Source organism: Streptomyces avidinii (assembly GCF_045161815.1).
GTDB classification, from domain to species: Bacteria; Actinomycetota; Actinomycetes; order Streptomycetales; family Streptomycetaceae; genus Streptomyces; species Streptomyces avidinii.
Window position 1 is genome coordinate 3,870,851 of record NZ_CP108863.1, and the last position, 24,466, is coordinate 3,895,316.

The 24,466-nt window shown below is 68.1% G+C and carries 17 protein-coding genes; 7 read left to right on the plus strand and 10 right to left on the minus strand.

The window, feature by feature from the left end:
- Window positions 1-81: 81 nt before the first annotated feature.
- From fusA to rpsL, 3 genes are read right to left on the minus strand one after another with little or no spacing between them, the layout of a single operon-like run.
- Window positions 82-2,214, minus strand: coding sequence for an elongation factor G (fusA, locus tag OG373_RS17000; protein WP_189970636.1), 2,133 nt, complete (start codon window positions 2,212-2,214; stop codon window positions 82-84).
- A 39-nt stretch (window positions 2,215-2,253) separates the two neighbouring features.
- Complete coding sequence (gene rpsG / locus OG373_RS17005; protein ID WP_007265894.1) at window positions 2,254-2,724, minus strand: 30S ribosomal protein S7; 471 nt, start codon at window positions 2,722-2,724, stop codon at window positions 2,254-2,256.
- Between the two features lie 2 nt (window positions 2,725-2,726).
- Window positions 2,727-3,098 carry a 30S ribosomal protein S12 gene (rpsL, locus tag OG373_RS17010; RefSeq protein ID WP_007265893.1) on the minus strand — a complete coding sequence of 124 codons (372 nt, stop codon included), beginning with the start codon at window positions 3,096-3,098 and terminating at the stop codon, window positions 2,727-2,729.
- Window positions 3,099-3,466: 368 nt separating this feature from the next.
- On the opposite strand from rpsL, the gene OG373_RS17015 reads away from it, so the two are divergent.
- From OG373_RS17015 to OG373_RS17045, 7 genes are all read left to right on the plus strand, one after another.
- Window positions 3,467-5,941 carry a YfhO family protein gene (locus OG373_RS17015; protein WP_405439104.1) on the plus strand — a complete coding sequence of 825 codons (2,475 nt, stop codon included), beginning with the start codon at window positions 3,467-3,469 and terminating at the stop codon, window positions 5,939-5,941.
- Between the two features lie 79 nt (window positions 5,942-6,020).
- Window positions 6,021-6,743, plus strand: coding sequence for a Crp/Fnr family transcriptional regulator (locus tag OG373_RS17020; protein WP_405439105.1), 723 nt, complete (start codon window positions 6,021-6,023; stop codon window positions 6,741-6,743).
- 93 nt (window positions 6,744-6,836) lie between these two features.
- On the plus strand, window positions 6,837-7,598 hold the full coding sequence (locus OG373_RS17025) for a hypothetical protein (protein WP_405439106.1): 762 nt from the start codon (window positions 6,837-6,839) through the stop codon (window positions 7,596-7,598).
- Complete coding sequence (locus tag OG373_RS17030; protein ID WP_405439107.1) at window positions 7,595-9,670, plus strand: hypothetical protein; 2,076 nt, start codon at window positions 7,595-7,597, stop codon at window positions 9,668-9,670. The genes OG373_RS17025 and OG373_RS17030 overlap by 4 nt, the downstream gene beginning before the upstream one ends.
- A gap of 13 nt (window positions 9,671-9,683) precedes the next feature.
- Window positions 9,684-10,652, plus strand: coding sequence for a hypothetical protein (locus OG373_RS17035; RefSeq protein ID WP_405439108.1), 969 nt, complete (start codon window positions 9,684-9,686; stop codon window positions 10,650-10,652).
- Window positions 10,649-11,152, plus strand: a complete 504-nt coding sequence (locus tag OG373_RS17040; protein WP_405439109.1) for a Pycsar system effector family protein — start codon at window positions 10,649-10,651, stop codon at window positions 11,150-11,152. The genes OG373_RS17035 and OG373_RS17040 overlap by 4 nt, the downstream gene beginning before the upstream one ends.
- A 12-nt stretch (window positions 11,153-11,164) precedes the next feature.
- Window positions 11,165-12,175: a M48 family metalloprotease gene (locus tag OG373_RS17045; RefSeq protein ID WP_405439110.1), complete on the plus strand. Its 1,011-nt coding sequence runs from the start codon at window positions 11,165-11,167 to the stop codon at window positions 12,173-12,175.
- Between the two features lie 29 nt (window positions 12,176-12,204).
- Here the strand turns inward: OG373_RS17045 and OG373_RS17050 are convergent, their stop codons facing one another.
- The 7 genes from OG373_RS17050 to rplA form a co-directional block, all read right to left on the minus strand.
- Window positions 12,205-16,104, minus strand: a complete 3,900-nt coding sequence (locus OG373_RS17050) for a DNA-directed RNA polymerase subunit beta' (protein WP_397733211.1) — start codon at window positions 16,102-16,104, stop codon at window positions 12,205-12,207.
- Window positions 16,105-16,201: 97 nt separating this feature from the next.
- A complete protein-coding gene (gene rpoB, locus OG373_RS17055) occupies window positions 16,202-19,684 on the minus strand; it encodes a DNA-directed RNA polymerase subunit beta (RefSeq protein WP_397733213.1) in 3,483 nt (1,160 codons plus the stop codon).
- A gap of 578 nt (window positions 19,685-20,262) precedes the next feature.
- Complete coding sequence (gene rplL / locus OG373_RS17060) at window positions 20,263-20,646, minus strand: 50S ribosomal protein L7/L12 (RefSeq protein ID WP_030710306.1); 384 nt, start codon at window positions 20,644-20,646, stop codon at window positions 20,263-20,265.
- 110 nt (window positions 20,647-20,756) lie between these two features.
- Window positions 20,757-21,287 (minus strand): 50S ribosomal protein L10, encoded by a 531-nt coding sequence (gene rplJ / locus OG373_RS17065; RefSeq protein ID WP_030008449.1) that lies wholly within the window; start codon window positions 21,285-21,287, stop codon window positions 20,757-20,759.
- Window positions 21,288-21,534: 247 nt separating this feature from the next.
- A complete protein-coding gene (locus OG373_RS17070) occupies window positions 21,535-22,446 on the minus strand; it encodes a hypothetical protein (protein WP_405439111.1) in 912 nt (303 codons plus the stop codon).
- 75 nt (window positions 22,447-22,521) lie between these two features.
- Window positions 22,522-23,472: a hypothetical protein gene (locus OG373_RS17075; RefSeq protein WP_405439112.1), complete on the minus strand. Its 951-nt coding sequence runs from the start codon at window positions 23,470-23,472 to the stop codon at window positions 22,522-22,524.
- 186 nt (window positions 23,473-23,658) lie between these two features.
- Window positions 23,659-24,387: a 50S ribosomal protein L1 gene (gene rplA / locus OG373_RS17080; RefSeq protein ID WP_397733219.1), complete on the minus strand. Its 729-nt coding sequence runs from the start codon at window positions 24,385-24,387 to the stop codon at window positions 23,659-23,661.
- Between the last annotated feature and the right edge of the window lie 79 nt (window positions 24,388-24,466).

Below are 24,466 nucleotides of genomic sequence, written 5' to 3' on the forward strand. Positions count from 1 at the left end.
GGTTCCCCCGGGGCAACGGGAGTGTTACTCCTGTTGCCCCAGAGGCTCCGGTGACAAGCCTAAAGCGTGTACTCGGAAGAGTTACTCGCCCTTGGCCTTCGCGATGATCTCCTCAGCGACGTTCCGGGGAACCTCGGCGTAGGAGTCGAACTGCATCGAGTAGCTGGCGCGACCCGAGGTCTTGCTGCGGAGGTCTCCGACGTAGCCGAACATCTCCGAAAGGGGCACGAGGCCCTTGACGAGACGCGCGCCGTGACGCTCCTCCATGGCCTGGATCTGGCCACGGCGGGAGTTGATGTCACCGATGACGTCGCCCATGGACTCCTCGGGCGTGGTGACCTCGACGGACATCATCGGCTCGAGCAGTACGGGGGAAGCCTTGCGCGCGGCCTCCTTGAAGGCCTGCGAACCGGCGATCTTGAAGGCGAGCTCCGAGGAGTCGACCTCGTGGTAGCCACCGTCGAGAAGAATGACGCGGACGCCCGTCATCTCGTAGCCCGCGAGGATGCCGAACTGCATGGCCTCCTGCGCACCGGCGTCGACCGAGGGGATGTACTCCCTCGGGATGCGGCCACCGGTGACCTTGTTCACGAACTCGTACGCCGGACCATCGGCGTCCGTGATCGGCTCGATCGCGATCTGCACCTTGGCGAACTGACCGGTACCACCGGTCTGCTTCTTGTGGGTGTAGTCGTGACGCTCGACGGTCTTGCGGATCGTCTCGCGGTACGCGACCTGCGGCTTGCCGACGTTGGCCTCGACCTTGAACTCGCGCTTCATACGGTCGACCAGCACCTCGAGGTGCAGCTCGCCCATACCGCCGAGGATGGTCTGGCCGGTCTCCTCGTCCGAGTGAACGTGGAAGGAGGGGTCCTCCTCCGCGAGACTCTGGATGGCGACACCCAGCTTCTCCTGGTCACCCTTGGACTTGGGCTCGATGGCGACCTGGATGACCGGAGCCGGGAAGTCCATGGACTCCAGGATCACGGGCGCCTTGTCGTCACACAGCGTCTCACCGGTGGTGGTCTGCTTCAGGCCCATGACGGCGACGATGTCGCCGGCGCCGACCGCGGCGATCTCTTCACGCTTGTTCGCGTGCATGCGGTAGATCTTGCCGATGCGCTCCTTCTTGCCCTTGACGGAGTTCAGCACCGCAGTGCCGGCCTCCAGGCGGCCCGAGTAAACCCGGACGAAGGTGAGCTTCCCGAGGTGCGGGTCGCGCATGATCTTGAACGCCAGCGCCGCGAGGGGCTCCTCGTCGGAAGGCTTGCGCTTCACGACGACCTCGGCGTCACGGACGTCGTGGCCCTCGATGGCCTCGATGTCCAGCGGCGACGGGAGGTAGCGGATGACAGCGTCGAGCAGGGGCTGAACGCCCTTGTTCTTGAACGCCGTGCCACAGAACACCGCGGTGATCGTGGGCTCGCCCTTGCCCTTGCCGGAGCCGAGGATGATGCGACGGACGGCGGCGTGCAGCTGCTCCACGGACGGCTCGTCGCCGTTCAGGAAGAGCTCCATGATCTCGTCGTCGTTCTCGGCGACGGTCTCGACCAGCTTGCCGCGCCACTCTTCAGCAGCCTCGGTGTGCGTGGCCGGGATGTCGACGATGTCGTACATCTCGCCCTTGGTCGCCTCGGCGGACCAGACGAACGCCTTCATCGTGACGAGGTCGACGACACCCTGGAAGTCGGCCTCGGCACCGATGGGGAGCTGCATGACGATCGGAACCGCACCGAGGCGGTCCTTGATCATGTCGACGCAGCGGTGGAACTCGGCGCCGGTACGGTCGAGCTTGTTGACGAAGCAGATGCGCGGCACGCCGTAGCGGTCCGCCTGACGCCAAACGGTCTCGGACTGCGGCTCCACACCGGCGACACCGTCGAACACGGTGACGGCGCCGTCGAGGACGCGGAGCGAACGCTCCACCTCGACGGTGAAGTCGACGTGACCCGGGGTGTCGATGATGTTGATGGTGTGGTCAACGTCTTCGAGCGGCCAGTGGCAGGTCGTAGCGGCAGACGTGATGGTGATACCACGCTCCTGCTCCTGCTCCATCCAGTCCATCGTGGCAGCGCCGTCGTGGACCTCACCGATCTTGTAAGACACACCGGTGTAGAACAGGATGCGCTCGGTGGTGGTCGTCTTGCCCGCGTCGATGTGGGCCATGATCCCGATATTGCGGACCTTGGCCAGGTCAAGCGAAGTGGTAGCCATAAGGCTTCGGTCTTCTCTCGGTCTCGATGTGGGGTGGGACTACCAGCGGTAGTGCGCGAAGGCCTTGTTGGACTCGGCCATCTTGTGCGTGTCCTCGCGCTTCTTGACGGCAGCGCCAAGACCGTTGGAGGCGTCGAGCAGCTCGTTCATGAGGCGCTCGGTCATGGTCTTCTCACGACGGGCGCGGGAGTAACCCACGAGCCAGCGGAGGGCCAGGGTCGACTGGCGACCCGGCTTGACCTCGACGGGGACCTGGTAGGTCGCGCCACCGACACGGCGGGACTTGACCTCGAGGGACGGCTTGACGTTCTCCAGCGCGCGCTTCAGCGTGATGACCGGGTCGTTGCCGGTCTTCTCGCGGAGGCCTTCCATGGCGCCGTAGACGATGCGCTCGGCGGTGGAGCGCTTGCCGTTCAGGAGGATCTTGTTGATGAGCGACGTCACCAGAGGAGATGCGTAGACCGGGTCGATGATGACCGGGCGCTTCGGGGCGGGGCCCTTACGAGGCATTCTTACTTCTCCTTCTTGGCGCCGTAGCGGCTGCGGGCCTGCTTGCGGTTCTTGACAGCCTGGGTGTCAAGCGCACCGCGGATGATCTTGTAACGAACACCCGGCAGGTCCTTCACACGGCCACCACGCACGAGCACGATCGAGTGCTCCTGCAGGTTGTGTCCCTCACCCGGAATGTAAGCGGTGACCTCGATGCCAGAGGTCAGACGCACACGCGCGACCTTGCGCAGCGCCGAGTTCGGCTTCTTCGGGGTGGTCGTGAACACACGCGTGCAGACGCCGCGACGCTGGGGCGAAGCCTCGAGCGCGGGGGTCTTTGTCTTCTCGACCTTGTCCTGCCGGCCCTTACGGACCAGCTGCTGGATCGTAGGCACTACTTCTCCGGTTTCTGTGTGCCGTGTAGTGAAACTAACCTGGAACTCCCCCGACCCACGCGGTCGGGTGTGTCGAACACTGCACGCTTTCACCGAAGTGAGTCGGGCGCAGATTGCGGTGTGGTCTTCTCGGCTCTCCGCGGGGTCTTGAGCACACGCGGGAGCCCAGGGCACACCCCAGGCACAAGGTCAGAGCGTACCTACCTCACAGAGGTAGGTCAAAACAAATGCCCAGCACGAAAACCCGCCGCGCGCAAGTGGGGAGCGGCCCGATCGGCCCCGTGCCCCGCCCCGGCGCCTAAACTGACACCTTGCCCGGGCGCGGGACGCCCGTGAGTCGATCAGCAGGGAGCAGGACATTGGGGACCGTGGCACCCGAGCCGACCACAGTCGACGCCCGTCCACCCGCCCCCGACCGACCGGCCCCGCGCCGCCCGGCCACCCGCCGGACCAGGCAGGTCCGCGGTCCCCTGCTGGCCTTCCTGCTCACCGCGGGCGCCGTCTGCGCGGCCTGGGTGGCCCGCGGCACCTTCCCCTTCGGGAACACCGGCCGGGCCCTGAACGACCAGGCCAACCAGTACGTGCCCTTCCACCGGGCGCTCTGGGACCTGGTCCACGGGCAGGCCGCCGGCGACGTGCTCTTCACCTGGCGCGGCGGCTTCGGACAGCAGTTCCTCGCCGACCACCACACCTACCTCGGCAACCCGTTCTCCTGGCTGGCCGTCCTCGTCCCCCGCGCCCACGTCGACCTCGCAGTCTTCGCGGTCACCCCGATCACCATGGGCACCGCGGCCGCCGTGATGACGGTGTACCTCGGCAAGCTGCACCCCGGCCCGTGGTGGCAGCGGGGCGTGCTCGGAGCCACGTACGGCCTCTGCGGCTGGGCGCTCAGCGACGCCTCGTACATCCCGATGTGGCTGTGGGGCCTGGTCGCGCTCCCCATGCTCGGCATCGCCGTCGAGTGGTGCCTGGAGGGGCGCCGCTGGCCGGGCGTGGCCCTGCTGGTCGCGCTCGCCTGGTTCGGGAACTTCTACACCGCGATGATGGCCACGATGGCCGCCTGCATCCTGCTGGCCATCCGTATGGCCACCCGCGAGATGTCGGCCCGCGACCGGCTCCGCGCCCTGTGGCGGGCCGCGACGGCCGCCGGGACCGGAATCCTGCTCACCCTGCCCCTCCTGCTGCCCTCGTTCCTGTCCAGCGGGGCCGCGCAGCCCACCGGGGCGGCCGCATTCGACCCCGTACGGATCGAGATCTTCCTCTCGGGCATGCTCCCGGCCACGCACCTGTGGGGCGGCCGCCCGCGGCTCTACGTCGCCTCGCTCGGGCTGATCCTGGCCGGCTCGTTCGTCCTGAACACCGCCGTCGCGAAGCGGACCCGGCTGGTCTGGGCGGCCGCCACCCTGCTCGTGGCCGCCTCCTTCCAGTTCCCGCCCACGCAGTACCTGTGGCACGGGCTGGCGGTGCCGAACGGCAACCCGTACCGGGAGGCCTTCGTCTTCAGCGGGATGGTCGTGATCGTGGCCTGGCTGGCGCTGGCCAACCGGCCGCGCCCGCTGCACCTGGCCCTGGTCGCGGCCCTCCTGGTGGCCGCCACCTTCGTGCTGCGCCGCACCGACGACTTCGGCGGCTGGACCTGGCCGGCCGTACTCGGCGGCGGGGCGCTCTCGCTGCTGGCCCTGGTCCTGCTGCGGCTCGGGGAGAAGCGCCGCTACCTGATCCCGGTGGCCGCCGCCCTGATGATCGGCGTCGTCTTCGCCGAGTCCACCGTCGCCGCCGCGAACGCGGACGCCCGCCGGGCCCGCGAGCGCTGGGCCAAGCCCGTCGCCACCTCGAACGAGTCCATCGGCAACCACTTCGACGCCGTGCGGGACGCGGCGGGCTGGCCCGCGTACCGGACCGACTCGGGCGCGCCGCAGAGCGCGTACAACGACGCCCTGGCGCTGCGCGCGGAGGGGCCGCAGTACTACAGCAGCTACCTCCCCGAGGCCACCTACGGGGCCCTGGAGCCTCTGGGATACGGCTTCAAGAACGACGGCCGGACCTTCTTCGGCGCCGACAACCCGGTACTGGACGCGATCTTCTCGATCGGCGCGCGGGTCCGTCCGGGGACCGCCCCGAACACCTGGACGGCCGCGAAGTTCCCCGCGCCCCCGCTGGTCACCGTCCGCACCGGCCCGTACACCTCCCCCAACCCGCCGCAGAGCGTCTACGCCCACCAGGAGAACGTCCTGGGCGCCACCGTCTACCAGGTCCCGCCGGTCACCCGCGGCGGCACCGCCACCGAGCAGACGTACGCCGCCCGGTGCACCCCCGGCTCCGAGGCCTTCTGGTACTCCCCCGCCCTCTACGGCACGGTCGGCGCGGGCGGCACCCAGAAGGCCCTGGAGGACCGGATGACCGGCGTGACCCCGCTGGGCACGGTCCCCGCATCGGGCCGGGTCGACGTCACCGTACAGACCCGTACGAAGGACGCGGACGCGGGCGGGCACCCGCTCGGCTGCCTGGACCGCGCCGCGCTCGACACGGTCGTCCGGCACCTGACCACCACCGGCGCCACCTCGGTCCGCCCGGGCGGCCACACCATCGAGGCCACCCTCCCCACCCCCGCCGGCGGCACGGCGGTCATCGCCACGACCGCCGTACCGGGCTGGCGCTGCTCGGCCCCGGTGAAGCCCTTCCACGGCCTCCTGGCGGTGGACCTCCCCGCGGGCACGGACGCCTTCTCCTGCACCTTCACCCCGAAGGGCCTCACCCCGGGCCTGGCGGGCGCCACCCTGGCCCTGATGACCCTCATCGGCGTCGCAGCCACGCGCCTTCGTCGCCGCGCCGTGGCAGGGTAATCCGCTCGTTCCGGACTCTCCGGTACCCGGTGTTGAGTACATTGACCGCCCTGATCACCGGGGGCGGGGGCAACATCAGATGGTTCTGGAAGCGCAGTTCACGGGCCGGGACGGCGGTCTGGACGACCGGGTCCCCTTCCTCGCACGGCTGGAGGACGCGGACGGCGCCGCGTTACGGGCCCTCGGCCGTGAGGTGACGTACCCGCCCCGCGCCACCCTGCTCCACCAGGACGAACCCACAGCGCACGTGCTCTTGGTCCTGCACGGCTGGACCAAGGTCACGGCCGCCCACGCCAACGGCTACCAGGCTCTGCTCGCTCTGCGAGGTCCCGGCGACATCATCGGCGAATCGGCCGCCCTCACCCGCCGCCCCCGCTCCGCGACCGTCACCGCACTCGAACGCGTGGTCGCGGTGGTCATCGAACACGAACGCTTCCGCGCATTCCTCGGCCGCAGCCCGGAAGTCTCACTCCAGCTGCTCGCCCTCACCTCCGACCGCACCCGGGCATCGGACAGCCGCAGCCTGGCGTTCGCCTCCCTGAGCGTGCGCGAACGCCTCGCCGTGTTGCTGCTCGACCTGGCGCAGATCCACGGCAGGCGTACGGACGAGGGCGTCGAGGTGGCCGTCCCGCTGACCAAGCAGGAGTTGGCGGGGGCCGTAGGCGCCTCGCGCGAGATGGTCCAGCGCCAGCTCAAAGACCTCCGCGACCGCGGTGTGGTCAGTACGGGGCGCCGCGCGCTGGTGATCGTACGGCCGGACGTCCTGCGCCGGATCGCCCGGTCCCAGCCGCCCGCAGCCTGACATCCGGCGGCCCGCCGTTCAGTGCACACCGTCACACTCCGGGTGCGTCATCCGACCTCACGCCGACGCCCCGGCCTGCCCCACGCTCCTCCCATGACGACGAACCCACCTGCGGCGCACCCCCTTCCGTACTCGATGCTCCTCATCGACACCGAACGCTTCAGCGACCGCGACGACGTCCAGCAGAGCTACCTGCGCCGCATGCTCTACGGCGTCGTCGACCGCACCCTGCTGGCAGCTGGGATCGACCAGACTCTGCGACTGCGCGAGGACCGCGGCGACGCGATCATGGAGCTGATCGACCCGTCGGTACCCGTCACCACGCTGCTCCGCACCCTGCTCACCGAGGTCCGCGCCGAGCTGCGCGCGGTGAACCGGCTGGCGGCCGACTCGGCCCAGATCCGCCTGCGCGCGGTCCTCGCCACCGGCTTCGTGACCATCGACGAGTACAAGGGTTGGGTCGGCGACGACCTCAACCAGGCCTGCCGCCTCTTGGACGGCGACCCCCTGCGGGACGCCCTGCGCAAAGCCACGGACGACTTCGCGCTGTGCGTCTCGGAGTCGGTGCACTCGGGCATCGTGCGCCACAACCACCTCGGGATCCGGGCGGACGAGTTCACGTCCGTCACCATGCCCAGCAAGAACGGCCCCCTGACGGCTTGGCTCCACGGACCGGTTCCGGCCCCCACCATGCCCTCCGCTCCGGCCGCGCCCCCGGTGCCGACTGCGTCCCCGGCTCCCGTCACTCCCTCCCCCACACGGCCGGGGCTCGACTTCCGGGGCACCAACCACGGCGTGGTCGCGAACAGCGTCGAGGGCGGCATCACCTTCGGGGACACCGGAGGTCGACGGTGAGCACCGAGCCGGCAGCCGCCGGACCGCACGAGGCCGGCTCGGCGAAGCAGGCACCCGGCCGAACCGAGGAGCCCGAACGATCCGAACCTGCCGAGCAGCCGCAAGCACAGCAGGCCTGGGACGCCCGACGTGACCTGGACGCCCACGCCCCTCGCTCGATGAGCTTCGACGGCACGAACCACGGTGTCACCGCCCAGCAGATCATCGGCGACGTCCACCAGCACTACAGCTTCGGCGGATACCGGGACCCCCACGCTTCCGGCGAGATCCCGCAGGCGACCCTGGAGCGGCTGGCCGACGGCTTCATCACCGAGGGGACCGAATTCGACGCCCTGGTCGAGCGGCTGCGCCTCGAACACGTCCTGGTCCTCACTGGTGACCCGCACACGGGCAGGCGCACCACGGCCCTGATGCTGCTGCGCGCGGTGGGTGCGGTCCCGGTGCAGTCCGTGGACCGCGATGCGAAGCCCGAGGACCTCGTCCCCGGCGAGCACTGCGGACAAGTGGTGTTCGACCTGGAGCCCACACGCGCCCAACCGCTGCGCGAGGCCCAGCTCCTCTCGGTGCGCGACCGCCTGCGCGCCAAGCACTCCTACATGGTGATCACTGCGGGTCACAGCCCGTACGTCGAGGACACGATCCGCCTCGCCCCCTGGAAGCCGCCCCCGGCACGGGCCGTACTGGCGGCCCTGCTGAACCAGCGGGTCGACGCGGTCGCCGCAGAGCGGCTGCTGGGCCTGCCCGCCGTCACCTCGTTCCTGGCCCGGAACCAGCAGCTGCGCGAGGTCGTTCCGTACGCCGACATCCTCGTCCAGGCGGACGCGACAGAGATCGAGCAGTACGGGCAGCGCATGCTGGAGCAGCAGGTCCGGGAATGGTTCGAGGAATCCGAGAACACGTTCCCCCTGCGGGAGAAGGCCTTCCTGATCGCGCTCGCCGCCTTCAACAACGGCCCGTACGCCCTGACCGCCGAGCTCAGCGACAAGCTGTTCGAGCGGCTGCGCAAGACCGGAGACCCGGAACGCGGCGAACGCATCCCGGTGTTCGGCACCCACATCGGCAAGCGCCTCCAGGTTGCGAGGGCGCGGCTCGACGCCGATGACGTGGAGACCGAGTGGGGCAAGGTCCGCCAGCTCAACGCTGCCTTCAACGACGAACGGACCGCCCCGGTCCTGCTGAAAGAGGTGTGGACCGGCCACCCGGCCGCCCGTCCCGCACTGACCGGATGGCTCGACGAGCTGTCCACGGACGGACGTCCGTTCGTCCGTACCCGAGCCGCGGCCACCGTGGCCGTCCTGGCACTCACCGATCTCCCCTCCGCGATGGCCCTCGTCATCGAAGGCTGGGCCGACTCCCGGAACCCCCGGCAACAGCTCACAGCCGTCAGTGCGCTCACCTTCGCCCACCGGATCAAGGCCCCCAACATCCCCCGGATCATCGACGGCTGGAGCGCCGACAGCACGACGCCAAAGCGCTGCTGGGTCGCCATCCGCGCCCACGGGCTGATCGGCCCCGAGCGGCCGGTGGAGACTCTGGCCGCACTGCGGGCCCTCGCCCGCGCTCAGTACGGCCTGCCCAAGGCCGATGAGCGGATCCGCACGGAACTCCCCGACTCCGTCGCACTGTTACTGCTCTCCGACGCCGGCGACACCGCTCTCCGGGAGTTGCTGCGGACCTTCACCGACCACACCTCGACCCGCAACCTCGCTCTGGACGGCTTCCTCACCGCCTGCTCCCGCACCGATGACAACCCGTGCCCGCCGCTCCTGGCCTGGTACGCGCGCACCACGTCCGCCGCTGACGGGATCGTCTTCCTGCTGCGCACCGCCCTCGGAGACCGGGAGACCAACCGCCGCGCCGAGGAGGCCCTGCACGGCTGGATCCGGGCCGCCGACCAGGACCCGCGGACCGAGGAAGCGCTGGCCGGCCTGCTGCCCGCGCTGGTGACCGAACCCCGCGAAGCCGCCCGACTCGAACACCTGCTCGACACCGTGCCGGGCCTCGACGGCCGCCCCAAGCCCGCCGCCGCTACCCGACTGCACACCCTCATCCGCCCGCTCGCCCCCGCCTGAGAGGAGTCCGGCCATGGACAACCCACTGCTCCGCGCGCCCGACTGGGACCAACAGGCCCACCGGCACACCCTGCTCATCGACCCGGTCCTCACCGTGCGCCAGCTCGGCCGGCTCGGCCTTGTGCGCCCGGTCCCGACCCGGATCGACCACGCCCTGGTCTGCTCGACCGCGCGCGGTACGTACGACACGTACCTGCCCCCGCACAGGCCGCGTACGGTCCGGCGCCGGTACACCGCTGTCTATGAAGTGGACATGGGCATCCACCCCGTGCGCACTCGGATCCTGCTGCCCAGCAGCGATGACGCTCACGAGTTCGACGTCACCGTGGAAATCGACTGGCAGGTCATCGACCCGGCGCTGTTCGTCCGCAGCGGCCATCGCGACGTGCCCCGGCTACTTCTCGGCACACTCGAACGAGCGGCCCGGCCGGTCGCCCGCCGGTTCCCGATCGCGGCGAGCGCCGTCGCCGAGGCTGCCGCCCTGTCCGCCGTACGGGAAGAAGAGCCGCTCGGCGAGGGCGCCGGGCTGCGAGCGGTGTGGACCGTGCGCATCCGCCGGGACGCCGAGAACATCGAGCACGCCCGCCGCCTCCAAGGAATCGAGCACGCGACAGCCGAGGACATCCAGACGAAGCTCGGGCAGTTGGAACTCCAGGGGTACGAGGCCAAGCGGATCGCCTTCTACCGCGAGTACCTGGCGCGCGGCGGAGTCGACGCCTGGGCCATGCACCTGGCTCAGCACCCCGAGGACGCCTCCGAGACCCTGGCGAAACTCGACGAGGCCCGCCAAGCGGAACTTCAGGTGCAGCTGGCTCTGGTCAAGGAGCTCCTGGCCAAGACCGGAACGGAGGCTTTCGAACTGGAGGGACCGAGGCGGCTCGCCATCGAAGCCGTCCACGCCATCCTCGGCCAGTACATCCCACCGGCACCGCACGAAGCCGGTTTTCCCGACCCCGACGGCGCCCCGGACACGTCCCGATGACCGAGCACGCGGACGGGAACGAGGCCGCCGCCCGGCTGCTCGTCGACCTCCGGGTCGAGATCGCCCGGGCCGACAGCAAGGCCGCCCTACTGGTCGGCGCCTTCGGGATGGCAGCAGGAGTACTCAGTGCCCAGCTCGCCGGGCGGCACTGGCAGCCGAGCCTGCTGTCGGGGCCCGGCCAGGCCGTGTGGTGGACCGGAGCAGCAGCGCTCGTGATGGCCCTGCTCGCACTGCTGCTGGCCGTACTCCCCCGGTCGCTCAGTACCGATTGGCAGGCAGGAGTCCCCCTCTCGTACTTCGGGGACGTCCGCTCCGCGGACCGTCAGGGCCAGCTCCAAGAGGCCCTCGCCACCAGCGACGCGGACCCCGGCGCCGCCCTGCGGGCCGCCCTCGCGGCGAACAGCCGCATCGCCGTCCGCAAGCACCAGTGGATCCGCGCCGGGCTGCTCGCCTTCAGCGCGGGCGCCCTCCTGCTGCCCACGGCCCTGCTCATCGACTGACCGGAGACCCCCATGGACTCGATATCCGACCCCGCCCCTGATCGCCGCCCCACCGACGACCTCGCCTACCGTCACACCCCCGGCACCCGCGTCACCTACCGGGCCCGGCAGCGCGCCGTCGACCTGACCGCCTGGCTCCGTCTCGCGCTGCATCTGCCCGGCTTTCTGCTCAGCCTCGCGCTGGTAGGGGGCACGGCCCTTGTCCTTGAAACCTGGATCGCCGTGCCCGCCTGGATACCGGTCGCTCTCTGGGCCGGCTCCGGTGCACTCGTCTTCCACCGGCCCACCGAACAGCGCATCGCCAGGCATCTGCTGCGGCTGCACCGGCCGCTCCCCCACGAACTGGCCGTTCTCGCCCCCGTCTGGCACGAGGTCACCGCACGGGCGGGCGTCGACGGCCGTCGTTACCAGCTGTGGATCGAGGACAGCGACGACATCAACGCGCTCGCCGCCGCCGGGCACATCGTGGGGGTGACCCGGCACGCACTGGAGCGGCTGCCCCGTTCACAGCTGGCAGCCGTACTCGCCCACGAGCTGGGCCACCACACCGGAGGCCACGCCTGGGCCGGGCTGCTCGGCCGGTGGTACGGGCTCCCGGCGCGAGCGGCCTGGCGCGCGCTGGACCGCCTGCGGATCCGGGCCGCCCGCTCCCTCTCCCCCAAGCCCGCCCTTGTGATCGTCGCCGCCGCCGGCTACCTCACGCACCGCACCCTGGCCGCGACCTACGGACTCCCCCTGCTGCTGTTCGCCCTCCCCTGGCTGGCCGCGGCAGTCGGCCGCCGGGCCGAACTCCGGGCCGACGCACACGCGGCAGGTCTCGGCTTCGCGCCGATGCTGGTCGCCTTGCTGCGCCAGGTCCTGGCCGAGGAGAAGGGTGACAGCCCGCAGGGACCGGGGCTGCTCGACCGGCTCCTGTCCAGCCACCCCGACCCGCGGACCCGGCTCCACCACCTCCAGCGCTACCTGGACCGCAAGGGGCCGCAAACGCCGGAAACGCCGCAGGGCGGCCACCCTCTCGGGTGACCGCCCTGCGGTTACTGCTCGTGTCCGACTCAGCCGTTGTACGGGCCGTAGTCGTAGTCCTCCAGCGGGACAGCCTGGCCGGAGCCGGAGCCGAAGGGCGAGTAGTCGATGTCGTCGTAACCGACGGCCGAGTACATCGCGGCCTTGGCCTCCTCGGTGGGCTCCACCCGGATGTTGCGGTAGCGGGCGAGGCCCGTACCGGCCGGGATGAGCTTACCGATGATGACGTTCTCCTTGAGGCCGATCAGGGAGTCGGACTTGGCGTTGATCGCCGCGTCCGTCAGAACCCTGGTCGTCTCCTGGAAGGACGCCGCCGACAGCCACGACTCGGTGGCGAGCGAGGCCTTGGTGATACCCATCAGCTGCGGACGGCCGGAGGCGGGGTGACCGCCCTCGGTGACCACACGACGGTTCTCGGTCTCGAACTTCGACCGCTCGACCAGCTCGCCCGGCAGGAGCTCCGCATCGCCGGACTCGATGATCGTCACGCGGCGCAGCATCTGCCGGATGATGATCTCGATGTGCTTGTCGTGGATCGACACGCCCTGCGAGTTGTAGACCTTCTGGACTTCGCCGACCAGGTGGACCTGGACGGCACGCTGACCGAGGATGCGCAGCACGTCGTGCGGGTTGGTGGCACCCATGGTGAGCTTCTGGCCCACCTCGACGTGGTCGCCCTCGTGCACGATGACCTTGGCGCGCTTCGAGATCGGGAACGCCGTCTCGTCGCTGCCGTCGTCGGGCGTGATGACGATCTTCTTCGTCTTCTCGGTCTCCTCGATCCGCACGCGGCCGGCGGCCTCGGAGATCGGGGCGACACCCTTCGGGGTACGGGCCTCGAAGAGCTCGACGACACGCGGCAGACCCTGCGTGATGTCGTCACCGGCCACACCACCGGTGTGGAAGGTACGCATCGTCAGCTGGGTACCGGGCTCACCGATGGACTGGGCGGCGATGATGCCGACCGCCTCACCGATGTCGACCAGCTTGCCGGTGGCGAGCGAGCGTCCGTAGCAGAAGGCACAGGTGCCGACCGCGGACTCACAGGTCAGGACCGAACGGGTCTTGACCTCCTCGACGCCGTTGGCGACCAGGGCGTCGATGAGCACGTCACCGAGGTCGACGTTGGCCGGCGCGATGACCTTGCCGTCGATGACGACGTCCTCGGCCAGCATGCGGGCGTAGATCGAGGTCTCGACGTCGTCGGCCTTGCGCAGCACGCCGTCCTCGCCGCGAACGGCGATCTTCAGCTTCAGGCCGCGCTCGGTGCCGCAGTCCTCCTCGCGGATGATCACGTCCTGCGAGACGTCCACCAGACGACGGGTCAGGTAACCCGAGTCGGCGGTACGCAGGGCGGTGTCCGCCAGACCCTTACGGGCACCGTGCGTGGAGATGAAGTACTCCAGAACGGTGAGGCCCTCACGGAAGGACGCCTTGATCGGACGCGGGATGGTCTCGTTCTTCGCGTTCGACACCAGACCACGCATACCGGCGATCTGTCGCATCTGCATCATGTTTCCTCGGGCACCCGAGTCAACCATCATGAAGATGGGGTTCGTCTTGGGGAAGTTCGCGTTCATCGCCTCGGCAACCTCGTTGGTCGCCTTGGTCCAGATCGCGATGAGCTCCTGCGTGCGCTCGTCCTTGGTGATCAGACCGCGCTCGTACTGCTTCTGGACCTTCTCGTCCAGCTCCTCGTAGCCCTTGACGATGGCCTTCTTGGCCTCGGGCACGACGACGTCGGAGATGGCCACGGTGACGCCCGAACGGGTCGCCCAGTGGAAGCCGGCCGCCTTCAGGTTGTCGAGCGTCGCCGCCACGATGACCTTGGGGTAGCGCTCCGCCAGGTCGTTGACGATCTCGGAGAGCTGCTTCTTGCCCACCGAGTAGTCGACGAACGGGTAGTCCTCGGGCAGCAGCTCGTTGAAGAGCGCGCGGCCCAGGGTGGTGCGCAGACGGAAGCTGTCGCCCGCCTGGAACTCCTGCTCGCCTTCCTCGGCGACCGGGTGCACCCAGCCACGCGGCGGGATGGTGCCCACCGGGAAGCGGATGTCGACGGCCGACTGGAGCGCGAGCTCGCCGTTGTCGAACGCCATGGTCGCCTCGGCCGTGGAGCCGAACGCGCGGCCCTCGCCCTTGACGTCACGGAGCTCACCGTCGGTGGTCAGGAAGAACAGACCGAGGACCATGTCCTGGGTCGGCATCGTGACCGGACGGCCGTCGGCCGGCTTGAGGATGTTGTTCGAGGACAGCATCAGGATGCGGGCCTCGGCCTGCGCCTCCGCGGAGAGCGGCAGGTGCACGGCCATCTGGTCACCGTCGAAGTCCGCGTTGAACGCGGTGCAGACGAGCGGGTGGATCTGGATGGCCTTGCCTTCGACCAGCTGGGGCTCGAAGGCCTGGATGCCGAGGCGGTGCAGCGTGGGCGCACGGTTCAGCAGAACCGGGTGCTCGGCGATGACCTCTTCGAGGACGTCGTAGACGACCGTGCGGCCGCGCTCGACCATCCGCTTGGCGCTCTTGATGTTCTGCGCGTGGTTCAGGTCGACCAGGCGCTTCATCACGAACGGCTTGAAGAGCTCCAGCGCCATGGCCTTGGGCAGACCGCACTGGTGCAGCTTCAGCTGCGGACCGACGACGATCACGGAACGCGCGGAGTAGTCCACACGCTTACCGAGAAGGTTCTGACGGAATCGACCCTGCTTGCCCTTCAGCATGTCGCTGAGGGACTTCAGGGGACGGTTACCGGGACCGGTCACCGGACGACCACGACGACCGTTGTCGAAGAGGGCGTCCACGGCCTCCTGAAGCATGCGCTTCTCGTTGTTCACGATGATCTCGGGGGCACCGAGGTCGAGGAGACGCTTCAGACGGTTGTTGCGGTTGATCACGCGGCGGTACAGGTCGTTCAGGTCGGAGGTCGCGAAGCGGCCACCGTCCAGCTGCACCATCGGACGCAGGTCCGGCGGGATCACCGGCACGCAGTCCAGAACCATGCCCTTGGGCTTGTTGCTGGTCTGCAGGAACGCGGAGACGACCTTGAGGCGCTTGAGCGCACGGGTCTTCTTCTGGCCCTTGCCGGTACGGATGATCTCGCGGAGGCGCTCGGCCTCCTCCTCGAGGTCGAAGGACTCCAGGCGCTTCTGCAGCGCGGCGGCGCCCATGCAACCGTCGAAGTACGTGCCGAAGCGGTCACGCAGCTCGCGGTAGAGCAGCTCGTCGCCCTCCAGGTCCTGGACCTTGAGGTTCTTGAAGCGGGCCCACACCTCGTCGAGGCGGTCGATCTCGCGCTGGGCGCGGTCACGGAGCTGCTTCATCTCGCGCTCGGCACCTTCGCGCACCTTGCGGCGTACGTCGGCCTTCGCGCCCTCGGCCTCGAGCTCGCCCAGGTCGGTCTCGAGCTTCTTGGCCCGGCCTTCGAGGTCCGCGTCACGGCGGTTCTCGATCTGCTGGCGCTCGACGGAGACGTGCGCCTCCAGCGACGGGAGGTCGCGGGTGCGGCGCTCGTCGTCGACGAACGTGATCATGTACGCGGCGAAGTAGATGACCTTCTCGAGGTCCTTCGGCGCGAGGTCCAGCAGGTATCCGAGACGCGACGGGACGCCCTTGAAGTACCAGATGTGGGTGACGGGAGCGGCAAGCTCGATGTGGCCCATCCGCTCACGGCGCACCTTGGCGCGCGTGACCTCGACGCCACAACGCTCACAGATGATGCCCTTGAAGCGGACACGCTTGTACTTGCCGCAGTAGCACTCCCAGTCCCGGGTAGGACCGAAGATCTTCTCGCAGAAGAGTCCGTCCTTCTCGGGCTTGAGGGTGCGGTAGTTGATGGTCTCCGGCTTCTTGACCTCGCCGTGCGACCAGGTTCGGATGTCGTCCGCGGTGGCAAGGCCGATCCGCAGCTCGTCGAAGAAGTTGACGTCGAGCACTGTGCGTCAATCCCTCTTTCGGGGTCGAGTCTCAATCATGGTCTGAACGGTCCCGGGGATGACGGGGGGCTCTTGAGCGAGCCCCCCGTCAGGCCCGTCAGACCTCTTCGACGCTGCTCGGCTCGCGCCGGGACAGGTCGATACCGAGCTCCTCCGCCGCGCGGAAGACGTCCTCGTCGGTGTCGCGCATCTCGATGGACATGCCGTCCGAGGACAGCACCTCCACGTTGAGGCAGAGCGACTGCATTTCCTTGATGAGCACCTTGAAGGACTCGGGAATGCCCGGCTCGGGGATGTTCTCGCCCTTGACGATGGCCTCGTAGACCTTCACGCGGCCGGTGACGTCGTCGGACTTGATGGTCAGCAGCTCCTGGAGGGCGTAAGCGGCGCCATAAGCCTCGAGCGCCCACACCTCCATCTCACCGAAGCGCTGGCCACCGAACTGAGCCTTACCACCCAGCGGCTGCTGCGTGATCATGGAGTACGGACCGGTCGACCGGGCGTGGAGCTTGTCGTCGACCAGGTGGTGGAGCTTGAGGATGTACATGTACCCGATGGAGATCGGGTCCGGGAACGGCTCGCCGGAGCGGCCGTCGAACAGGTGCGCCTTACCGGTCGGGAGGACCAGGCGGTCCCCGTCGCGGTTCGGGATGGTGTGCTCGAAGAGGCCGGCGAGCTCGTCCTCACGGGCGCCGTCGAACACCGGGGTGGCGACGTTGGTACCGGGCTCGACCTTGTCGGCACCGATGGCCTTCAGACGCTCGGCCCAGTCCTCGGCCAGGCCGGAGACGTCCCAGCCGCGGCTGGCGAGCCAGCCGAGGTGGATCTCCAGGACCTGTCCCGGGTTCATTCGGGACGGGACACCCAGCGGGTTGAGGATGATGTCGACCGGCGTGCCGTCTTCCAGGAAGGGCATGTCCTCGATCGGAAGGATCTTGGAAATGACGCCCTTGTTGCCGTGGCGGCCGGCGAGCTTGTCACCGTCGGTGATCTTGCGCTTCTGGGCGACGTAGACGCGGACCAGCTGGTTCACGCCCGGGGGAAGCTCGTCGCCCTCCTCGCGGTCGAAGACGCGGACACCGATGACCTTGCCGATCTCACCGTGAGGGACCTTGAGCGAGGTGTCACGCACCTCGCGGGCCTTCTCACCGAAGATCGCGCGGAGCAGGCGCTCCTCCGGGGTCAGCTCGGTCTCACCCTTGGGCGTGACCTTGCCGACCAGGATGTCGCCGGCGACGACGTCCGCACCGATGCGGATGATGCCGCGCTCGTCGAGGTCCGCGAGGACCTCCTCGGAGACGTTCGGGATGTCCCGGGTGATCTCCTCGGGGCCGAGCTTGGTGTCACGGGCGTCGACCTCGTGCTCCTCGATGTGGATCGAGGAGAGGACGTCGTCCTGCACGAGGCGCTGCGACAGGATGATCGCGTCCTCGTAGTTGTGACCTTCCCACGGCATGAACGCGACGAGCAGGTTCTTGCCGAGGGCCATCTCGCCCTCTTCGGTCGCCGGTCCGTCGGCGAGGACCTGGGACTCGACGATCCGGTCACCCTCGTTGACGATGACCTTCTGGTTGACCGAGGTGCCCTGGTTCGAGCGGGAGAACTTGGCGACGCGGTACGTGGTGTACGTGCCGTCGTCGTTGGCGACGGTGATGTAGTCGGCCGAGACCTCCTGGACGACACCGTCCTTCTCCGCACGGATCGAGTCACCGGCGTCGACCGCACAGCGGTACTCCATGCCGGTGCCGACGAGCGGCGCCTCCGCCTTGATGAGCGGAACGGCCTGGCGCATCATGTTCGCGCCCATGAGGGCACGGTTGGCGTCGTCGTGCTCCAGGAAGGGGATCATCGCGGTCGCGACGGACACCATCTGGCGCGGGGAGACGTCCATGTAGTCGACGTCGTCGCCGGCGATGTAGTCGATCTCGCCGCCACGACGGCGGACCAGCACGCGGTTCTCGGTGAAGCGCATGTCTTCGGACAGGCCGGCGTTGGCCTGGGCGATGACGAAGCGGTCTTCCTCGTCGGCCGTGAGGTAGTCGACCTCGTCGGTGACGACACCGTCGATGACCTTGCGGTACGGGGTCTCGACGAAACCGAACGCGTTGACGCGACCGTAGGAGGCGAGCGAGCCGATCAGACCGATGTTCGGGCCTTCAGGGGTCTCGATCGGGCACATGCGGCCGTAGTGCGACGGGTGAACGTCACGGACCTCGAAGCCGGCCCGCTCACGGGACAGACCGCCGGGGCCCAGCGCCGACAGGCGGCGCTTGTGGGTCAGGCCCGAGAGCGGGTTGTTCTGGTCCATGAACTGCGACAGCTGGCTGGTGCCGAAGAACTCCTTGATGGAGGCGACGACCGGCCGGATGTTGATCAGGGTCTGCGGCGTGATGGCCTCGACGTCCTGAGTCGTCATGCGCTCGCGGACGACGCGCTCCATACGAGCCAGACCCGTGCGGACCTGGTTCTGGATGAGCTCGCCGACGTTGCGCAGACGACGGTTGCCGAAGTGGTCGATGTCGTCGGTCTCGACGACGATCGAACGGCCGGACTCACCGGTGGTCTCGGTCTCGCCGGCGTGCAGCTTGACCAGGTACTTGATGGTCGCGATGACGTCGTCGGTGGTGAGCACACCGGCGTCGAGCGGCTCGTCGGCGCCGAGCTTCTTGTTCACCTTGTAGCGGCCGACCTTGGCGAGGTCGTAGCGCTTCGGGTTGAAGTAGAGGTTCTCGAGCAGCGTCTGAGCGGCCTCGCGGGTCGGCGGCTCGCCCGGACGCAGCTTGCGGTAGATGTCGAGCAGCGCGTCGTCCTGGCCCTGGGTGTGGTCCTTCTCCAGGGTGGCGCGCATGGACTCGTACTCGCCGAACTCCTCCAGGATCTGCTCGGTGGTCCAGCCGAGAGCCTTCAGGAGGACGGTGACGGACTGCTTGCGCTTGCGGTCGATGCGGACACCGACCATGTCGCGCTTGTCGATCTCCATCTCCAGCCAGGCACCCCGGGACGGGATGATCTTGGCGGAGAAGATGTCCTTGTCGGACGTCTTGTCGATCGAGGAGTCGAAGTAGACACCGGGGGAGCGGACAAGCTGCGACACGACGACACGCTCGGTGCCGTTGATGACGAAGGTGCCCTTGTTGGTCATGAGCGGGAAATCGCCCATGAAGACCGTCTGAGACTTGATCTCTCCGGTCTCGTTGTTCGTGAACTCGGCAGTGACGAACAGCGGAGCCGCGTACGTGAAGTCGCGCTCCTTGCACTCGTCGACAGAGTTCTTCGCCGGCTCGAAACGGTGGTCGCGGAAGGTCAGCGACATCGACCCGGAGAAGTCCTCGATCGGCGAGATCTCCTCGAAGATCTCTTCCAGACCGGACTTGGTGGGGACGTCCTGTCCACTCTCAAGCGCCGACTCGACGCGAGACTTCCAGGCGGCATTGCCGAGAAGCCAGTCAAAGCTCTCGGTCTGCAGCGCCAGGAGGTTCGGAACCTCGAGGGGCTCCTTGATCTTTGCAAAGGAGATGCGCAGCGGGGCGGTGCTGGCACCGTTGTTCGTATTGGTCGAGGCGTTGCGCGAGGCGGCCAAGAGGGGGTCCTTCCGAGGGCTCGGACTCACTACGCGCGTACCGGTCCCAGCAGACACAGAAGACAAGCCCCCCAAATCCAACCGAAAAGGCCAGGTCAGGGTGGATCAATCAAGTGTGCTCAAGCGTGGGCATGTCCCTGGCGACGGGCAGGGGACAGCTAACAGGCAGCGCAAAGGGTCAGTGTAGCCACTCGGCTCACTGATGTCCAGACCAGGTTTCCGGAAACCGGCAACAGGCCTTCCCCATGTCGTTCAACCAACACTGTGTCCAACGCTGCGGCGCCCGTACTCGTACACAGAGCGCGTATCAGTACTGCCCTCTTCGTAGTCGATCCATGCCTCGGATCTCGGATCCAGGCGGTCGACCTCTCTCGACGGGACTGAGAATTGCGCGCCGCGTCCCGTTCGTCAAGGCCCCCTGCTCCGAGCGGATCATCTTCGGACCCTGCTTCGGAGCAACGATGATCACCCTACTCCCCAACGAGACCAGGGCAAGTCAGGCACCGCGGGTACGCCAAAGGGCGACCACCCTTACGGGTGATCGCCCTTGGTTGGGGCCTCAGAGGGCCCCAGAGGTGTTACTTGACCTCGACAGCCGCGCCGGCAGCCTTGAGGGACTCGGCGGCCTTGTCAGCGGCCTCCTTGGCGACCTTCTCGAGGACCGGCTTCGGAGCGCCGTCCACGAGGTCCTTGGCCTCCTTCAGGCCCAGGGAGGTCAGCTCACGCACGACCTTGATGACCTGGATCTTCTTGTCGCCGGCACCGGTGAGGATGACGTCGAACTCGTCCTGCTCCTCGGCGGCCTCGGGGGCAGCGCCACCGGCGGCGGGGCCGGCAACGGCGACGGCCGCGGCGGCGGTGACGTCGAACTTCTCCTCGAAGGCCTTCACGAACTCGGAGAGCTCGATGAGGGTCATCTCCTCGAACTGGGCGAGGAGGTCGTCCTGAGAGAGCTTCGCCATGATGGGCGATCCTTCCACTAAATCGGCAGGTGCCGGATGTATATAGAGGCGGGCGTAACGGCCCGCTACGACCCACGCACTAGGCGGCGTGGATCAGTGCGCGAGCCGAATTACTCGGCACCGCCCTGCTCGGCGAGCTTGACGCGAAGCGCTTCCGCGGTGCGGACGAACTTCGACGGCAGCGCCTGGAAGAGCGAGGCAGCCTGAGACTGCTTGCCCTTGAACGCGCCGGCCAGCTTGCTGAGCAGAACCTCGCGGGACTCGAGGTCCGCAAGCTTCTTGATCTCATCGGCGGTGAGCGCCTTACCATCAAGGACACCCGCCTTGATGATGAGGTTCGGGTTGTCCTTGGCGAAGTCACGCAGGCTCTTCGCCGACTCCACCGGGTCACCGGTGATGAAGGCGACCGCGGTCGGACCAGCAAAGTGCTCGTCCAGCGCGGTGATCCCGGCCTGGTTGGCCGCAATCTTGGTCAGCGTGTTCTTCACCACGGCGTACTGGGCGTTCTCACCAAGGGAGCGACGCAGCGTCTTGAGCTGCGCGACGGTGAGACCCCGGTACTCGGTCAGCACGGCGGCGTTCGAGCTCTGGAACGCGTCCTTGAGCTCGGCTACCGATGCAGCCTTGTTGGGCGTCGGCATGGTGCGTTCGCCTCCTTCCGGGTGATGAGGACCGCTCAGAAGGGGCTGAAATAAGAAACGCCCCGGCATAGGCGCCAGGGCGTGGCTCGACCGGAACGAATTCCGGGAACCTTCCACAGTCACCTACGCGGGTCGTCCGCATTCAACGGATCCTTCGGCCACCGAACCCTTGCGGGCACGGCAACGACCAGCGGTCTTTGGCTTCTGGGGAAGACTACGTGAAGGGGTGCAGCCGAGGCAAATCGCCTCAGGAGTCGAGGTCCAGGCCGCCCAGTCCGGCGTCACGGAGCGTCTTGTCGGCCTCCTTCAGGTCCTCGTCGGCCTGCTTGAGCTTGCGGTCGGTCTCCTTCGTCACCTCGTCGAAGGAGACGACCTGGTCGGCCGGCGGGGCCTCGACGGGGGCGGCCTTGCCGAAGTCGGAGAACTTCGCCGTGGTCTTCGTCGTGCCCTTGCCGTCCGTGCTCACGGTCTCCGCGCGGACCGGGTAGCCGTCCTTGCCGATCCACAGGTCCACCTCGAAGGCGGTGAGGTGCTTCACGGACTCGTGGAGGTACTGGCGGTTCGCCTCCTGCATGACCTTGGTGGACTCGTCCGCCCTGAGCAGGTCGGCGCCCGTGAAGCTGCCCTTGTAGTGGTCGGCGTCGATGCCGTCGGCCGTCTTCTCGGCGCCGACGTGCGTGAGCTTCTCCTGGCCCAGCAGCATGGCGAGGTACTCGGCCGGATCGTCGTTCAGCCGGACCCCCGGCTTGCCGTCCTTGGCCAGGTTCATGCTCATCCAGGCCTTGCCCATGAGTGGCTCGCCCAGGTGGGTGTAGACCATGTCGCCGATCATGATCGAGCGGGTGTCGGGCTTCTCGCTCTTCAGGATCACGTCGTGGCTGGACGGGTACCAGCCCTTGGTGCCGGACTGGCTGTCGGTCTTGCCGTCGCGCTCGACGATGGAAAGCTCCGCCTTGGCGAACTTGGCGGCCACCGTCTTCAGGTAGGAGGCCTTCACCGCCTCCGCGGGCGAGTGTGCCTGCTCGGCGGCGGCCTTGCCCCCGTCGGCCTTGGCGGTGCCCGCGTCGGCCTTGTCGCCGCCGCAGGCCGTGAGGCCGCCCACGAGCAGTGCGGTGCCCGCCAGGGCGATTCCGGCTCGGGTCCGGACAGCCTGGTTCATCTGGTTCTCCCCCGTGTGGATCTTTGAATCCTTGATCTGTTGCTGAAATGCGTGCCGCCGGGGCGCGTGGGAGGGTCAGGCCCCCGCGCCGAGCCCGCCCAGTTCCTTGAGCATCGCGAAGAGGTCGAAGGTCTCGTTCTCCGGCGGGGTCCGGACGGTGGCCGCGGAGCCGTAGTCCGAGTAGTAGGCATCCATGTTCAGGGCCCCCTGGGGCGTCCCGATGCCGACCTTCATGTGGACCGGGTAGCCGTCCTTGTTGAGCCAGACGTCCATGTCGTAGCCCTTGATGCCGGCCTTCTTCGTGGCCTCGACGAGCTTGGTGCGCTCGGCCTCCGAAAGCACCTTCGCCGACTCGTTCACCGCGAGCATCTCCTCGAAGCTCACGGTGCCCTTGTAGTGCTCGGCGTCCACGCCCTCGACCTTCTCGGCCCCGAGGTGCTTCACGTTCGGCGAGCTGAGGAGCAGGGCGAGCTGCTTGGCCGGGTCCTGGTTCCGGTCCATGCTGCCCATGCCGCTGAGCTTCTTGAGCGCCTCGGCGTCGCCGGAGGCCTCCGCGGCGGCGGTGACGTCCAGCTTCATCCAGCGCTTGCCGTCCAGGCCCTCGGACATCGGGGAGCCCTTCGGCACCTCCATGTACATGACGTTGTTCGACATGATCATGCGCATGGACTCGGCGCCCGCGCCCGGGGTCAGCGTGCCCTTCATGGTGATGTCCATGACCTGGGGGTCCCAGCCCTGGGTACCGGTCATCTCCATGGTTCCGCCGCCGCCGCCCAGTGAAGCGGGCATCGACATGGTCATGCGGACCTTGGCCGATTTGGCGGCGGAGGTCTTCTTGTACGCGGCCGCGAGCGCCTCGGTGGCGGAACCGCCCGCCGCGGGCTTGCTCGGCTGTGCGGAAGCCCCGGTGGCGGCCCTGCCGGAGTCTTCCTTCTTCCCGTTCTCGCACGCCGTGGCCCCACCCACGAGCAGTACGGCGGCCAGCGCTGCGCCGACGGTCTTCTTCCGGTACGCGGACACGCGCATCCCCCCACCCCTTGGTCGATTTCCTCCGGCCGACCCTACGTTCCTGATCGGCCGGATCGCTCCCCTATTACGCCCGGTCAAGCGATATGTGGTCATGAACACGAAAACGGGCCCCTCGCCGCCCTGTGAAGGGGGCGAGGGGCCCGTTCGGTCGCTCAGATCAGTGAGCCGTAGGGCTCAGCCCGATCAGACAGCAGCCGGGTCTTCCTCGACGAGGAGGTTCCGGGTGCGGTTGGAGTCCAGCTGGATGCCGGGGCCCATCGTGGTGCTGAGGGCGGCCTTCTTGATGTAGCGGCCCTTCGCGGCGGACGGCTTCAGACGAAGGATCTCGTCCAGGGCCGCGCCGTAGTTCTCGACCAGCTGCTCATCGGAGAAGGAGACCTTGCCGATGATGAAGTGCAGGTTCGAGTGCTTGTCGACGCGGAACTCGATCTTGCCACCCTTGATCTCGGTGACAGCCTTCGCGACGTCCATCGTGACGGTGCCGGTCTTCGGGTTCGGCATGAGGCCACGGGGACCGAGCACGCGGCCGAGGCGGCCGACCTTGCCCATGAGGTCCGGGGTGGCCACAACGGCGTCGAACTCGTTCAGGCGGTTGCCCTTGGCGATCTCGTTGATCAGCTCGTCGTCGCCGACGATGTCGGCGCCGGCGGCTTCCGCGGCCGCAGCACGGTCACCGGTCGCGAAGACCAGGACCCGGGCGGTCTTGCCGGTGCCGTGCGGGAGGTTCACGGTGCCGCGGACCATCTGGTCGGCCTTGCGCGGGTCGACACCCAGGCGGAAGGCAACCTCGACGGTGCTGTCGAACTTGGTCGTGGAGGTCTCCTTGGCGAGACGGACGGCCTCGAGCGGGGCGTACTGCTTCTCCCGGTCGACCTTGGCGTCCGCAGCGCGGAGAGTCTTGCTGCGCTTCACTTCTGCTCCTGTTTTTCGGCTTCAGGCATGGAGTCGTGGTGCGGACCAGCGCTTGGTCCTACCACTGGTGGTGCTGGGG